This is a genomic window from Rhizobium sp. GN54, assembly GCF_021026345.1.
GTDB lineage: Bacteria > Pseudomonadota > Alphaproteobacteria > Rhizobiales > Rhizobiaceae > Mycoplana.
Window position 1 is genome coordinate 251,824 of sequence record NZ_JAJNCZ010000002.1, and the last position, 14,459, is coordinate 266,282.

Below are 14,459 nucleotides of genomic sequence, written 5' to 3' on the forward strand. Positions count from 1 at the left end.
AGAGCGGGAGATTCCAGAGAAAGAGGTATTGATGCCCTGGAGCAATCAGAATGGCGGCGGCGGCCCTTGGGGGGGCGGCGGCGGCAACAATCAGGGACCATGGGGGCAGGGACCGAACCGCCCCCGCGGCAACGGCAGTGGCGGTCCGCCGGATCTCGAGGAGATCATCCGGCGCGGACAGGACCAGCTGAAGAACGTGGTTCCCGGTGGCTTCAACGGCGGCATCTTCGTCATCGCGGCACTGCTGATCGGCGTGTTCTGGCTGATGAACTCGATCTACACCGTCCAGCCGGACGAGCGCGGCGTCGAACTGCGTTTCGGCAAGCCGAAGGACGAGGTCTCCATGCCCGGCCTGCACTTCCATTTCTGGCCGTTTGAAACCGTCGAGATGGTGACGATCACCGAGCAGCAGCAGAACATCGGCCGCAAGGGCGCCTCGGTGAACGCCGAGGACAGCGGCCTGATGCTGTCCGGCGACCAGAACATCGTCAACGTGCAGTTCTCGGTGCTCTATTCGGTCACCGATCCGCGCGCCTATCTGTTCAATCTCGAAAACCCGTCCTCCACCTTGCAGCAGGTGTCCGAAAGCGCGATGCGCGAGGTCGTCGGCCGCAGGCCCGCCCAGGACATCTTCCGCGACAACCGCCAGGCGATCGCGGAAGCCGTAAAGGCGACGATCCAGGCGACGATGGACGGGTACGGCGCCGGCATCTCCGTCAACACCGTCGCGATCGAGGATGCGGCCCCGCCGCGCGAAGTGGCCGACGCGTTCGACGAAGTGCAGCGCGCCGAGCAGGACGAGGACCGTTTCGTCGAAGAGGCGAACCAGTACTCCAACCAAAAGCTCGGTCTTGCCCGCGGTCAGGCCGCGCAGATCCGCGAAGAGGCGGCCGCCTACAAGAACCGCGTCGTCAACGAGGCGGAAGGCGAGGCGCAGCGCTTCATCTCGATCTACGACCAGTACCGGCTGGCACCCGACGTGACCCGCCAGCGCATGTTCCTTGAAACCATGGAGGGCGTCCTGAAGGGCTCCAAGACCGTCGTCATCGACGAAAAGCAGGGTGGCCAGGGCGTCGTGCCCTTCCTTCCGCTCAACGAGCTCAGCAGAACTCCGCCGGGCCAGGCGCAGGGTCAGATCCAGGGCCAGGGACAGGGAGGTACGCAGTGATGGGAAGCCGTTTGCCAGCCATCCTCGTCGGCATCGCCGTCGTCCTGTTCCTCGTCTATTCGTCGGTGTTCATCGTCAATGCCCGCGAGCAGGCGATCGTCGTCCGCTTCGGCGAGATCCAGTCGGTGAAGACCGAGCCGGGCATCTATTTCAAGCTGCCCTTCGCCTTCATGGACGCCGACCGCGTGACCTACGTTTCCGATCAGGCGCTGCGCTTCGACCTGGACAACATCCGCGTCCAGGTTTCGGGCGGCAAGTTCTATGAAGTCGATGCCTTCGTCGTCTATCACATCAGCGATGCGCGCCGCTTCCGCGAGGCCGTCTCGGCCGACCGCGATGCGGCCGAGGCGCGGCTTCGCACGCGTCTCGACGCAGCGCTGCGCCGCGTCTACGGTCTGCGCGGTTTCGAGGCCGCCCTGTCGGAAGAGCGCGCCTCGATGATGCGTGAAGTGCGCAACGAACTGACGCCGGATGCGGAAAACCTCGGTCTGACGATCTCCGACGTCAGGATCCGCCGCACCGACCTGACGCAGGAAGTCTCGCAGCAGACCTTCGAGCGCATGAAGGCCGAGCGTCTCGCCGAGGCCGAGCTCATCCGCGCCCGCGGTAACGAGCAGGGCCAGACCCGCCGCGCCATCGCCGACCGCCAGGTCGTCGAGATCGTGGCCGAGGCCCGCCGCGAATCGGAGATCATCCGGGGCCAGGGCGACGCCGAACGCAACCGCGTCTTCGGCGAGGCCTTCGAACGCGATCCGGGCTTCTTCGGCTTCTACCGTTCGATGGAGGCCTACCGGCAGAGCCTCGGCGTCTCCGACACGACGCTGGTGCTGTCGCCGGATTCGGAGTTCTTCCGTTACTTCGGCGACGTCAACGGCGGCGCTGCCGCAGCCGGCGCTCCGGCGCCTGCTGCACCGGCGGCTCCCCCGCCGGCGGAGTGATCCGCAGGACCATGGCGGATTTGCTGACGGGGTTCGCATTCTTTCTGGTGATCGAGGGGCTGGTGTACGCACTGGCCCCTTCGTCCTTGAAGCGAATGGCGGCGCTGCTGCCGACGGTCCCGGAGGCGCAACTGCGCCTCTTCGGCCTCGGTTCCATCGCGCTCGGCGTCGGCCTCGTCTGGCTGATCCGGGGCTAGGCGCGTGCCTGGTGGAGTGCCTTGTGGATAAGGCGGGCGGTGCGATTGCGGGATGCCGCCCCACCGGCGCATCTGTCCGGCAGGGGCTGCGGCCTGATCGCGGGCCGATCACGAAGATTTAACGGACGACGGCTGGACGGCCGCGGTCCGGCGGTTCCAATATCCCCAATTCCGCCGCATCCATGGCGATGATTGAGGGTCCAGCGAAGCGAAAGGACAGCGCAGATGGCATCGAGCAGCAGGTCACGACACTACGGCACGCGGGTGCTGGCGACGGCGCTTTCGGTGCTCGTCGCGGGCACGGCGCTGCCGTTCGCGGCCGCGCATGCACAGGCGCAGATCGCACCGCAAGGTGCTGTGCAGCCGACGCCTCCGGCCGGAACGCCGGCACCGCCGCCGCCGGGCGGCGCGATCCAGCCGCCGGCGATGGCGCCGCTGCAGTCGCCGCAGGGGCCGGAGTCGGTCGCAGATCTCGCCGAACGCCTGCTCGGCGCGGTCGTCAACATCTCGACCTCGCAGAACGTCAAGGCCGACGACGACGCGCCGACGCCGCAGGTGCCGGAGGGCTCGCCGTTCCAGGACCTCTTCGACGACTTTTTCAAGGGCCAGGAAGGCGAGGGCGGCAACGCGCCGCGCACCGTCAATTCGCTGGGCTCCGGCTTCGTCATCGATCCGGCCGGCTTCATCGTCACCAACAACCACGTGATCGAGGGGGCCGACGACATCGAGGCGAACTTCGCCGACGGCTCGAAGCTGAAGGCCACGCTCGTCGGCGTCGACAGCAAGACCGACCTGGCGCTGCTGAAGGTCGAACCGAAGGACCCGCTGGTGGCGGTGCCCTTCGGCGATAGCCGCCAGATGCGCATCGGCGACTGGGTGATGGCGATCGGTAACCCGTTCGGCCTTGGCGGCTCGGTGACGGTCGGCATCATCTCGGCGCGCGGCCGCAACATCAATGCCGGGCCCTACGACAACTTCATCCAGACCGATGCCGCGATCAACCGCGGCAATTCCGGCGGGCCGCTGTTCAACATGAAGGGCGAAGTGATCGGCATCAACACGGCGATCATATCGCCGTCGGGCGGCTCGATCGGCATCGGCTTCTCGGTGCCGACGGAACTGGCGCAGAACGTGATCGGGCAGTTGCGCGAATTCGGCGAGACCCGCCGCGGCTGGCTCGGCGTGCGCATCCAGCCGGTGACCGACGAAATCGCCGAGAGCCTCGGCATGGCCGATGCGAAGGGGGCGCTGGTGGCCGGCGTCATCAAGGGCGGGCCGGTGGACAACGGCGTGCTGAAGACGGGCGACGTGATCATCCGTTTCGACGGCAAGGACGTGGTCGAGATGCGCGACCTGCCGCGGGCGGTGGCCGAAAGCCCGGTCGGCAAGGCCGTCGACGTGGTGGTGATCCGCGACGACAAGGAGGTCACCGTCAAGGTGACCCTCGGCCGGCTGGAGGATGGCGAGAAGATCGCGGAAGCCAAGGCCACGCCGGATGCGAAGCCGGAGGACCAGGCGGCCCCCGGGCAGGCGCAGCCTGCGGCCCCCGTCGTTCTCGGCATGACGCTCGGCGCGCTCGACGAGGCGACGCGCAAGTCCTTCTCGATCGCCGATACGGTCAAGGGCGTGGTGGTCACCGCCGTCGACGGGGCCTCGGCTGCCGCCGAACGGCGGGTCCAGCCGGGCGACGTGATCGTCGAGATCGGCCAGGAGGCCGTGTCCTCGCCCGAGGATGTGAGCAAGCGCATCGGCGAGCTGAAATCGCAGGACCGCCGCAACGCGCTGCTGATGCTCGCCGACAAGACCGGCGCCTTGCGCTTCGTCACGGTCCGCATCGAATAGGACGCAACGCCGGGGTGCGCGCGTCACGCTTGCAGGCGTGGCGCTGCGCCGCGTGGCTCTTTTCGCGCAAGGACTTACGCGGCTGGATACCGGCTCGGGGGCCGGTATGACGGAAGAAGAGGGGCAGCCGGAGGGGTGTTTTGCGTCTCGCGCGGAATGAAGATTTAGCGCGGGGGAATGGATTTTTTCAGTTTTTTCCGTGGCTTGTCCGGACAGTCGCCGAAATCGATTCACCGACTTCGCATCCCGATTCAACGTCCGCCTGACGCTGCCTTTCGCCCCTGCCACTGCGCGCGGGTGATCGCGTAGAAGGCGTGGCGGACGAGGTGGGGGTGGCTGGCGGGGACGCGCGGGTGGTCGAAGTCGCGGGCGGGGTCGGGCCGCATGCCGATGCGGCTCATCACGGCCGTCGAGCGGACATTGCCGGCAACCGCGAAGGAGACGATCTCCTCGAGGCCGCAGCTTTCGAAGCCGTGATCGAGCAGCCCGGCCGCCGCTTCGGTCACGTAACCCTTGCCCCAGTGCGGCCGCGCCAGGCGCCAGCCGATCTCGACGGTGCCGTCCGGCAGGATGGGTTCGAGATCGGTGCGGGCGAGGCCGCAGAAGCCGAGCGGGCGGTCGTTCTCGGCAAGCGCGATCGCGAAGAAGCCGAACCCGGTTTCGCCGATGGCGTTCCGGAGCTTGTCGAACAGGGCGTCGGACTGGGGACGGCTGCGGCGGAAGGGGAAATAGGCCATCACCTCCGCATCGGAATTGATCTCGTGAAAGAGATCGCGGTCGGTCTCGACCCAGTTGCGGATCCGCAGCCGCTCCGTCCTGAGGATCGCCGTGCTCATGCGATCCGGGCGGGCGAGACGAAGTCGGCCTTGCGGTAGCCCTGGATGTAGAGCAGGGCGGTCAGGTCGCCATGATCGATGCGGATCCGGGCCTCGGCCGCCACCGCCGGCTTGGCATGGAGGGCGACGCCGGCGCCGGAGCGATGCAGCATGCCGAGATCGTTGGCGCCGTCGCCGACGGCCATGGCCTCTTCGGTGGAGATGCCGAGCCGGGCGCAGATGTCCTCCAGCGCGTCGACCTTCGCCTGCTTGCCGAGGATCGGTTCGCGGACCTCCCCGTTCAGCCGTCCGCCGTCCTCCAGCAGCACGTTGGCACGGTTCTCGTCGAAGCCGAGCTGTGCCGCGATGCGACTCGTAAAGACGGTGAAGCCGCCGGAGACCAGCGCGGTATAATGGCCGTTCTCCTTCATGGTGGCGATCAGTTCGGGGCCGCCGGGGGTGAGTGTGATGCGCTTTTCGATGACGTCGTCGACCACCGAGAGCGGCAGGCCCTTCAACAGCGCCACGCGCTCGCGCAGCGCCGGTTCGAAGGCGATCTCGCCGTTCATGGCGCGGGCGGTGATCGCGGAGACCTCGTCCTTGAGGCCGACTTCGGCGGCCAGCTCGTCGATGCATTCCTGGCCGATCATGGTCGAATCCATGTCGGCGATCAGAAGCCTCTTGCGCCGTGTCTCGGCCTCCTGGACGACGAGGTCGACCGGGGCCGTGCCGATGGCGGCGGCCAGTTGCCGGCGTGCTACCGCCTCGTCGGTGCCGTCGCGAAGCGGGATGTCGCAGGCGATGCCGTCGGCGAGCCAGTAGAGGCCGGAGGCTGCGACCGCGTCCGCGGCCCGCTCGCCGAGCGCAGCTTCAAGGACCGGATTTGACGGATTGGCGATAAGCGTGGCAACGAGAGCCATGACGAGAATTCCTGAAGCTGAGACTGGCGCCATCCTGATAACCGGCCCGACCGCGAGCGGCAAGTCCGCTCTCGCGGTCCGGCTCGCCGCCAGGCACGGCGGCGGCGTCGTCAATGCCGACAGCATGCAGGTCTACGACACGCTGAACGTCCTGACCGCGCGGCCGCAGCCGGAGGATATGGGCGGCATCGAGCACCGGCTCTACGGCCATGTGCCGGCCGGGCAGGCCTATTCCAGCGGCGCCTGGCTGCGGGAGGCGGCCGAGGTGACGCAGGAGCTGCGCGCCAAGGGAAGGCTGCCGGTCTTTGTCGGCGGAACCGGCCTCTATTTCAAGGCGCTGACGGGCGGGCTTTCGGACATGCCGTCGATCCCGGCCGGCGTCCGCGACGCCTTGCGGGCGCGGCTGGCCGAGGAGGGCGCGCCGGCGCTGCATGGCGAACTTGCGCGGCGCGACCCGCAGACCGCCGGAACGATCCGGCCGGCAGACGGGCAGCGCATCCTGCGGGCGCTGGAAATCCTCGACGTTAGCGGCCGCTCGATCCGGGCGTTCCAGTCGGCGGCGGGGCCGGCGATCGTCGATCCCGCCCGCGCGCTGAAGCTCGTCGTCCTGCCGGAGCGCAGCCTGCTGCATGCGCGCATCGACAGGCGCTTCGCGCAGATGCTGCGCCTGGGCGCCGTCGAGGAGGTGCGCGCGCTGCTGGCACTCGGCCTGCCGCCGGAGATGCCGGTAATGAAGGCGATCGGCGTGCCGCAGATCGCAGCGCTCCTGGCTGGGGAGATGAGCGAGGCCGAGACGATCGAGCGCGGTGCTGCGGCGACCCGGCAATATGCCAAGCGGCAGATGACGTGGTTCCGCAACCAGATGGACGAAAGCTGGATCAGGACCGACGCCCTTTCGACCGCCTTCGGCTGACGACCGGCCCGAACCGCCGCCGATCGTTCGGCGGCGCGGGCAGCAAACGCTGGGCCAGTAATGTGCCGCACGGGTTCAATGCCGCTTCCGGGCGAGCGGCACGACCGATCTGTCGCCCGCAGCCGTGCCGGGGCAGGGCCGGACGCCCCGGATCACTTTCGCAGCAGGCTGCTCAGCGGCTTCTTCAGCAATTGCTCCCGGATCGACCCTTCCTTGCGGATCTCGCCGCCGCCCTCGCCGAAGGCCGGGCGTTGCGGTTGCCGGGCCTGTGCGGCCCGGTCGCCCGCCTGCTCGTTCAATTCGCGCCGCAGCGCCTCGAAACGGTCATGCGCCGACAGGGGGCTCGGCCCCTCCTGCATGCGCGGCAGCATTTCCGGCCGGTAGGGCTCTATTCCTGCGGGACCGGCCGAGGGCGGATCGAGCGGGAGCTCGCGGGCGGATGGCTGCGGGTCGCTCCAGGCCCCGCCATCGTCGGCACCGGTGCGCGGGGCGTCGTATTCCGCCGCCTGGCGTTGCGCGAATTCGGTCTCGGCGCTCAGGACGGAATTCTGGAAGGCGGAGATGTCCGGGCCGGAGACGGAGCGCATGCGGCCGACGATGGAGCGCAGGTCGACGCTGTCGGGCGTATCGTCGCTGGCCTTGACGGTGATGCCGTTCGCCTTCGGCAGGCGGTTTTCCTGCACGCGGGTGAATTTCATGCGCATCGGCACGGTCACGGCCTCGCCGAAGGCGATCGCCTCGCCATTGCCGATCGAGGAGATGAAGCTCGTGGTTGACGACGACGAGTTGGGGATCGCGGAGCGGATGATCTCCTGGTCCTGGTCGTTGGCCAGTCGCATGGCGAAGACGGTCGAGCACTGCGACAGGATCGTCGGGTCGAGCTCGCCCGGGCGCTGTGTGATGATGCCGAGCGAGACGCCGTACTTCCGGCCTTCCTTGGCGATGCGGGCGATCGCCTGGCGGGTCGGCAGGAAGCCGAGCCCGGCATCGGCCGGAACGTAGCGGTGCGCTTCCTCGCAGACGACCAGCATGTGCACGCCGCCGCTGCTCCACAGCCCGATCTCGAAGGCCATGCGGCAGAGCACGGAGGCGACGGAATTGACCACTTCGGAAGGAATGCCGGCGAGCTGGAAGGTGGTGATCGGCTTGCCTTCGCCGGGGATGCGGAAAATCCGCGCGATCGTGTCGAGGATGGTATCGGTGATCGTGTTCGAGGAGAACATGAAATGGTAGCGCGGGTCGTTGATCGCCGACATGACCTTGACCTTCAGCGAGCGAAGGTAGGGCTTTTCCGAGCGGCCCTCGAGCCGGCCGATGCGTTCGTCGACGAGCGCCAGCAGGTCGGCGATGCGGTAGGGCACCGGCGTGTCGGCGGTGATCGAGCTCTTCTCGTTGCCGCGGCGCATGAGGCTCGATTCGCCCGAGCCGCGGAAGGCCTTCTTCGCCTCCGGGATCAGGTCGCGCAAGACGTCCAGTTCCTCGGGCACGGCCGGGCGGCCGCGGAAGATGACTTCCGAGAACTCGTCCAGCCGGAACAGCCAGAAGGGCAGGTCGAGCGTATCCGTCTCGATGACGACGGAATGATCGGGGAAGGCGGCGGCGAATTCGTTGTGCGGGTCGAGGATGAGGACGCGCAGCTTCGGATCAGCCTGGATCGCCTTGTGCAGAAGCAGCGTGACCGCGGTCGACTTGCCGACGCCGGTGGTGCCGACGATGGCGAAGTGCTTGGCCAGCATCGAGGGTACGTGGATCGTCGCGTCGAGCGTTTCGTCCTGCGTCAGCTTGCCGATCACGCAGACGTCGTTCAGCCCGGTGTCGTAGACGCGGGCGAGGTCGGCGGCGCGGATGCGGTGGGCGATCGCGCCGAGATAGGGATAGCGGGTGATGCCGGCGGAGAATTCCTCGCGGCCGTCCGGGCCCATGTGGACCTCGCCCAGCAATTCCACCTCGACATGGAAGACGGTGTCGCCGCCGATGGACCAGGTCTGCTGGTCGGTGCCCATCGCATAGACGAGCGCCACGACCCGGTTGTCGCCGACGGAGATGGAGATCAGCCGGCCGACGGACCAGAGTTCGGTGAGCGCGGTTTCGCCGGCCTCGGCAACGGCGCTGATCGTCGCGCGCGATCCGCTGCAGGCGACGACCCGCCCGAGAAGGCGGTTGCCGGGTGCTTCCTCGTCGCGCCGTTCCTGTTCGCCGGCCGCCATCGAATGGTGAAAATCGGTGTTCCGCAAATCGAAGCACTCCGGGTCCGTTTGCCGGGGGAATAACAGCAGTGGCTAAACGATTAACAGCCGCCGCTTAACAATGCGTTTCGCGGCCGCACGCCCGCATGCGGCAATCCATCGCCGGCGGCCGCGGCCCAGCAGGAGAACGGGCGACGTGGATAACTGATTGACGGCCTGTGCTTTAGCGTCTATCAATCCGCCCCATGATTTCGAACGTCGCGAAGATTCTTGTGGTGGGATGGCGCATGGGCAAGGTGGTGTAACCACCGGGCGAAAGCTCCCATGCGCGGTAAGCAGGCTCCACACGGGGCCTTTTTTTATGCCCCCGATTTCGCTAATCACATTTTCAAAACACGAGCTACGGACGGAAACATTCCGATGAGTGCAACTGAGAACCAGATGACGGGCGCCGAGATCGTCCTGCAGGCGCTGAAAGACAACGGCGTCCAACATATCTTCGGCTATCCGGGCGGCGCAGTCCTGCCGATCTATGACGAGATCTTCCAGCAGGAGGACATCCAGCACATCCTCGTTCGCCACGAGCAGGGGGCCGGCCATGCGGCCGAGGGCTATGCGCGCTCCACCGGCAAGGTCGGCGTCATGCTGGTGACCTCGGGCCCCGGCGCCACCAATGCGGTGACGCCGCTTCAGGATGCGCTGATGGATTCCATCCCGCTCGTCTGCCTCTCCGGACAGGTTCCGACCTCGCTGATCGGCTCGGATGCGTTCCAGGAATGCGACACCGTCGGCATCACCCGGCCGTGCACCAAGCACAACTGGCTGGTCAAGGACGTCAACGATCTTGCGCGCGTCATCCACGAGGCCTTCCGCGTCGCCCAGAGCGGCCGGCCCGGCCCTGTTGTCGTCGACATCCCGAAGGATATCCAGTTCGCCACCGGCACCTATGTCGCCCCGTCCGCCGCGCCGGCGCAGCATGCCTACGCGCCGAAGGTCCAGGGGGACCTCGCGCGGATCAAGGAGGCGGTCGAGTTGATGCAGGGCGCGAAGCGGCCGGTCATCTATTCCGGCGGCGGCGTCGTCAATTCTGGGCCGGAAGCCTCGCACCTGTTGCGCGAACTGGTCGAGCTGACGGGCTTTCCGATCACCTCGACGCTGATGGGCCTCGGCGCCTATCCGGCGTCCGGCAAGAGCTGGCTCGGCATGCTCGGCATGCACGGCACCTACGAGGCGAACCTCGCGATGCACGATTGCGACGTCATGGTCTGCATCGGCGCCCGCTTCGACGACCGCATCACCGGGCGGCTGAACGCGTTCTCGCCGAATTCCAAGAAGATCCACATCGACATCGATCCGTCCTCGATCAACAAGAACGTCCGCGTCGACATCCCGATCCTGGGCGACGTCGGCCGGGTCCTGGAGGACATGGTCCGACTCTGGCGCGCCACCTCGAAGCAGGCGGGCAAGGAGCATCTTTCCGACTGGTGGGCCTCGATCGCCCGGTGGCGGGCGCGCAACTCGCTGGCCTACAAGCCGAGCGACGACGTCATCATGCCGCAATACGCAATCCAGCGGCTCTACGAGCTGACCAAGCATCGCGACACCTACATCACCACCGAGGTCGGCCAGCACCAGATGTGGGCGGCGCAGTTCTTCGGCTTCGAGCAGCCCAACCGCTGGATGACCTCGGGCGGCCTCGGCACGATGGGCTACGGCCTGCCGGCAGCGCTCGGCGTGCAGATCGCCCATCCGGACGCGCTCGTCATCGACATTGCCGGCGACGCCTCGATCCAGATGTGCATCCAGGAGATGTCGGCTGCGATCCAGCACGACGCGCCGATCAAGATCTTCATCCTCAACAACCAGTACATGGGCATGGTGCGCCAGTGGCAGCAGCTGCTGCACGGCAACCGCCTGTCGCACTCCTATACCGAGGCGATGCCTGATTTCGTCAAGCTTGCCGAGGCCTATGGCGCCGTCGGCCTGCGCTGCGACAAGCCCGGCGATCTCGATGGGGCGATCGAGGAGATGATTTCGGTCAAGAAGCCGGTGATCTTCGATTGCCGCGTCGCCAACCTCGCCAACTGCTTCCCGATGATCCCGTCCGGCAAGGCGCATAACGAGATGCTTCTGCCCGACGAGGCGACGGACGAGGCGGTCGCGAACGCGATCGACGCCAAGGGCCGGCAGCTGGTCTAGAGACACCGGAGGAGAGAAGACCATGAACGCACATCTTCAGCCGACCGGTTCGGCCTATTTCATCGCTCCCGAGACCCAGGTTTCGGAAAACCACACGCTTTCGGTGCTCGTCGACAACGAGCCGGGCGTGCTTGCCCGGGTCATCGGCCTGTTCTCCGGCCGCGGCTACAACATCGAGAGCCTGACGGTGTCGGAGACCGAGCACCAGGCGCACCTGTCGCGGATCACCATCGTCACCCGCGGCACGCCGCACGTGCTCGAGCAGATCAAGGCGCAGCTGGAACGGATCGTGCCGGTGCACCGCGTCGTCGATCTGACCGTGCGCGCCAGGGACCTCGGCCACGAGCGGCCGCTGGAGCGCGAACTGGCGCTGGTGAAGGTGTCGGGCACCGGCGATCACCGGGTCGAGGCGCTCAGGCTCGCCGACGCCTTCCGCGCCTCCGTCATCGACGCCAACACCGAGCACTTCGTCTTCGAGATCACCGGCAAGGTCTCGAAGATCGATCAGTTCATCGCCATCATGAAGCCGCTCGGCCTGATCGAGGTCTGCCGCACCGGCATCGCCGCGATGAACCGCGGCCCGCAAGGGATGTAGGCTGCTGCATCAGAACAGGCTGATGTCGGGCTTCTCCAGCATCAGCCAGAGGATGCCGAGCACGGACAGGAAGGCGGGAAAGCCGCAGGCGAACCAGATGCGGTAGAGCCTGTGCCATCCCGGCGGCAACGGCGTCCCGTCGGCTGCCGCCACCCTGGCGATGTCGCGCAGCCGGATCTGGATCCAGACGACAGGCAGCCAGAAGAGACCGGTGAAGACGTAGAGCATCAGCGACACGGCGATCCAGCCTTCGCTCAGCGACCAGCCGATTTCGCGGGCGAGCAGATAGCCGGTCAGCGGCTGAGCCACGACGGCCGTTGCCGTGAAGATGGTGTCGGCGATCACCACCGTTCCTGCCACATGGGCGATCAGCTCCGGCTGGCCGCTGCGGCCTGCCATGACCATGAAGAAGGCGATGCCGGCGCCGGTGCCGAACAGCACGGTCGCGCCGATCACGTGCAGCATGCGGTAGACGAGTTCGGCTTCGATCATCGTTCGTCCAGCAGTGCAAGGGTGGTCAGGGTGAGGGCGAGGGCCGGCAGCACCTTGACGTAGGGGCCGAGCGGATCGAGCCAGAGCGCCGGTTCGAGCAGGGTGCCGCCGGCGAGATAGGCGAGGGCCAGCGCAGCCTGGCCGACGAGGGCGATGCGCGCGGTCGGCCGCCAGAGCAGCAGCAGCCCCAGCACGATATCGAGGAGCGAGGTCGCGGCCGTCAGGCCGAGTGCCGCCGCCTGCGGCATGAACGGCGCGAAATGGGCGGCCGCACGGCCGAGGTCGAGGAAGGGCACGAGCCCGGAGAGGATCCAGAACAGGGCGAGCGTGACGATGAGAACCGGCTTGGCGAGATAGAGCCTTGCAAACCACAGGTCCTGCACGCCGGCAGGGTGGCGGGCGAGCGTTTCGCGCGCCGACGACAGCGGCCGGTCGACCCTGGTTTCGCCGGCCGCAATGCCGCCCGCCATGACCTGCATGGCGGTGCTGCGCAGGGGCGAGCGCCAGCCGAGGCGCCCGGCGAGGTCCGCCAGCCGCGATACCGGCGCTGCGATCGCGTCGGGCAGGGCAAGGGTCTTCGCAGGCGGCAGGCCGAGCCATGCGCGATGCAGGGTGACCAACTTGCCGAGATCGGGCGCATCGGCTGCGAGATCGACGTCCGTACCGGACGGCAATCTGCCCTCGATCGCCTCGTGCACGCATTCCGCCACGTCCTCGACCGAGACCGTCTCGACACGGCGATCGGAAAAGGCCAGCGGCGTGATGAACGGCAGAGCGGCCAGCGCCCGCAGCAGCGCTGAGCCGCCATGGGCGTTGCGGCCGAGCACGAGCGCCGGGCGGAGGATGACGTGGTCGAGGCCGGATGCGGCCAGTGCCATGTCCGCTTCGGCCTTCGTCGAGAGGAAGGGCAGGCCTTGTCCGCGGTCGGTCCGGGCGGAGATCTGCACCACGAGCCGGAGACCGCTTTTCCGCGCGGCCTGATAAAGCGCCAGCATGGCGTCGCGTTGCGTGGCCACAACGTCGTCGCGCTGTCCGTCCTGTAGCGCGCCGGCGCAATTGACGACAACCTCGACGCCGTCGAAATACGGTGCCCAGTCTTCCACGCTCTTGAGGCCGGACAGGTCGGCGCGATGCCAGCGCACTGAAGGGAAACGGTTTTTCGCGTGCGCAATGTCACGGCCGAGGCCGGCAAGAACGTGGCCGTCGCGGGCAAGCCGGGCGAGCACCGCGGAACCGACAAAGCCGTTTGCGCCGAGAATCAGGATGGTCATGCGCACGACTATTGCGTTTGTCAGCTCCGCTGCACAAGCGTTGCGACAGACCTGTCCGTCGTTCAGATCATCGCAAGCGGCGTCTTCCGCTTCGGCGGCGGGAAGGCGGCGTCGAGGGTGGCCATGTCCTCGGGCGCCAGCTTCAGGTCTGCGGCCTTGCGGTTTTCTGCCACGCGTTCGAGCGAGGACGATTTCGGGATGGCGACGATCTGGATCCGCGCGAGCACGAAGGCGAGCGCGACCTGGGCTGCGGTGGCGCCGCGGTTGCCGGCGATGCGGACGAGCGCCGGGTGGCGGACGAGGCGGCCCTCGTCGAGCGGCGAATAGGCCATGGTGACGATGCCGCGCTGCACGCTCCAGGGCAGGAGATCGAACTCGACGCCGCGGCGGGCGGGATTGTAGAGCACCTGGTTGGCCGCGACGTTGCCGCCACTCTCGACCGCAAGCAGTTCCTCCATGTCGTCGACGTCGAAATTGGAGACGCCCCAGGCGCCGATCTTGCCGGCCGCCTTCAGGTCCTCGAAGGCCGCGACCGTGTCGGCCAGCGGGAAGCGGCCGCGCCAGTGCAGGAGATAGAGGTCGATCCGCTCCGTGCCGAGCCGCTTCAGGCTGGCCTCGCAGGCGGCGACGGTGCCCCGGCGACTGGCATTGGAAGGCAGCACCTTGCTGACGAGAAACACGTCGTCGCGCCGGCCGCGGATCGCTTCCCCGACCACCTGTTCCGAGCCGCCGTCGGCATACATCTCGGCGGTGTCGATCAGCGTCATGCCGAGGTCGATGCCGGCCTGCAGGGCGCGGATCTCGGCCGGCGCGGCAGCACCGTTCTCGCCCATGTGCCACGTACCCTGGCCGAGGGCGGGCACGCTGCGACCATCGGGAAAGGTGATCTCGTGCGGGTTGGCGCTCATGTCGTTCTCCGGGGA

General features: G+C 67.4%; 13 protein-coding genes. 7 read left to right on the forward strand and 6 right to left on the reverse strand.

Annotated elements, in window-relative coordinates; translation table 11 throughout:
* Nucleotides 1-31 precede the first annotated feature (31 nt).
* From hflK to LQK81_RS07225, 4 genes are all read left to right on the forward strand, one after another.
* Entirely contained in the window at nucleotides 32-1,168 is a 1,137-nt protein-coding gene (gene hflK / locus LQK81_RS07210) for an FtsH protease activity modulator HflK (protein WP_230804858.1), read from the forward strand.
* A complete protein-coding gene (gene hflC / locus LQK81_RS07215) occupies nucleotides 1,168-2,106 on the forward strand; it encodes a protease modulator HflC (RefSeq protein ID WP_230804860.1) in 939 nt (312 codons plus the stop codon). Before hflK ends, hflC begins: the two co-directional genes overlap by 1 nt.
* An 11-nt stretch (nucleotides 2,107-2,117) precedes the next feature.
* Nucleotides 2,118-2,303 (forward strand): DUF2065 domain-containing protein, encoded by a 186-nt coding sequence (locus tag LQK81_RS07220; RefSeq protein WP_230804862.1) that lies wholly within the window; start codon nucleotides 2,118-2,120, stop codon nucleotides 2,301-2,303.
* A 225-nt stretch (nucleotides 2,304-2,528) separates the two neighbouring features.
* The gene (locus LQK81_RS07225; RefSeq protein WP_442967084.1) at nucleotides 2,529-4,145 is read left to right on the forward strand and encodes a DegQ family serine endoprotease; all 1,617 of its coding nucleotides are present in this window, start codon (nucleotides 2,529-2,531) and stop codon (nucleotides 4,143-4,145) included.
* A 251-nt stretch (nucleotides 4,146-4,396) separates the two neighbouring features.
* On the opposite strand, the gene LQK81_RS07230 is transcribed toward LQK81_RS07225, so the two are convergent.
* Together LQK81_RS07230 and serB are read right to left on the reverse strand one after the other, a co-directional pair.
* On the reverse strand, nucleotides 4,397-4,981 hold the full coding sequence (locus LQK81_RS07230) for a GNAT family N-acetyltransferase (protein ID WP_230804863.1): 585 nt from the start codon (nucleotides 4,979-4,981) through the stop codon (nucleotides 4,397-4,399).
* Nucleotides 4,978-5,880 carry a phosphoserine phosphatase SerB gene (serB, locus tag LQK81_RS07235; RefSeq protein WP_230804865.1) on the reverse strand — a complete coding sequence of 301 codons (903 nt, stop codon included), beginning with the start codon at nucleotides 5,878-5,880 and terminating at the stop codon, nucleotides 4,978-4,980. Before serB ends, LQK81_RS07230 begins: the two co-directional genes overlap by 4 nt.
* On the opposite strand from serB, the gene miaA reads away from it, so the two are divergent.
* Entirely contained in the window at nucleotides 5,879-6,793 is a 915-nt protein-coding gene (gene miaA, locus LQK81_RS07240; protein ID WP_230804876.1) for a tRNA (adenosine(37)-N6)-dimethylallyltransferase MiaA, read from the forward strand. The two genes, serB and miaA, sit on opposite strands and share 2 nt — an antisense overlap.
* A gap of 152 nt (nucleotides 6,794-6,945) precedes the next feature.
* Here miaA and LQK81_RS07245 read toward each other — a convergent pair whose 3' ends face one another.
* Entirely contained in the window at nucleotides 6,946-9,000 is a 2,055-nt protein-coding gene (locus LQK81_RS07245; protein WP_230805614.1) for an ATP-binding protein, read from the reverse strand.
* 399 nt (nucleotides 9,001-9,399) lie between these two features.
* Here LQK81_RS07245 and LQK81_RS07250 point away from each other — a divergent pair, with 399 nt between their 5' ends.
* Nucleotides 9,400-11,178, forward strand: coding sequence for an acetolactate synthase 3 large subunit (locus tag LQK81_RS07250; protein ID WP_230804877.1), 1,779 nt, complete (start codon nucleotides 9,400-9,402; stop codon nucleotides 11,176-11,178).
* Between the two features lie 22 nt (nucleotides 11,179-11,200).
* Nucleotides 11,201-11,773, forward strand: coding sequence for an acetolactate synthase small subunit (gene ilvN / locus LQK81_RS07255; protein ID WP_230804886.1), 573 nt, complete (start codon nucleotides 11,201-11,203; stop codon nucleotides 11,771-11,773).
* Between the two features lie 9 nt (nucleotides 11,774-11,782).
* On the opposite strand, the gene LQK81_RS07260 is transcribed toward ilvN, so the two are convergent.
* The 3 genes from LQK81_RS07260 to LQK81_RS07270 all read right to left on the reverse strand — a co-directional run bounded on the left by LQK81_RS07260 (nucleotide 11,783) and on the right by LQK81_RS07270 (nucleotide 14,444).
* A complete protein-coding gene (locus LQK81_RS07260; RefSeq protein WP_230804889.1) occupies nucleotides 11,783-12,265 on the reverse strand; it encodes a DUF2269 family protein in 483 nt (160 codons plus the stop codon).
* Nucleotides 12,262-13,536, reverse strand: a complete 1,275-nt coding sequence (locus LQK81_RS07265; protein WP_230804890.1) for a DoxX-like family protein — start codon at nucleotides 13,534-13,536, stop codon at nucleotides 12,262-12,264. The genes LQK81_RS07260 and LQK81_RS07265 overlap by 4 nt, the downstream gene beginning before the upstream one ends.
* 62 nt (nucleotides 13,537-13,598) lie before the next feature.
* Nucleotides 13,599-14,444 (reverse strand): aldo/keto reductase, encoded by an 846-nt coding sequence (locus LQK81_RS07270; RefSeq protein WP_230804892.1) that lies wholly within the window; start codon nucleotides 14,442-14,444, stop codon nucleotides 13,599-13,601.
* Nucleotides 14,445-14,459 lie beyond the last annotated feature (15 nt).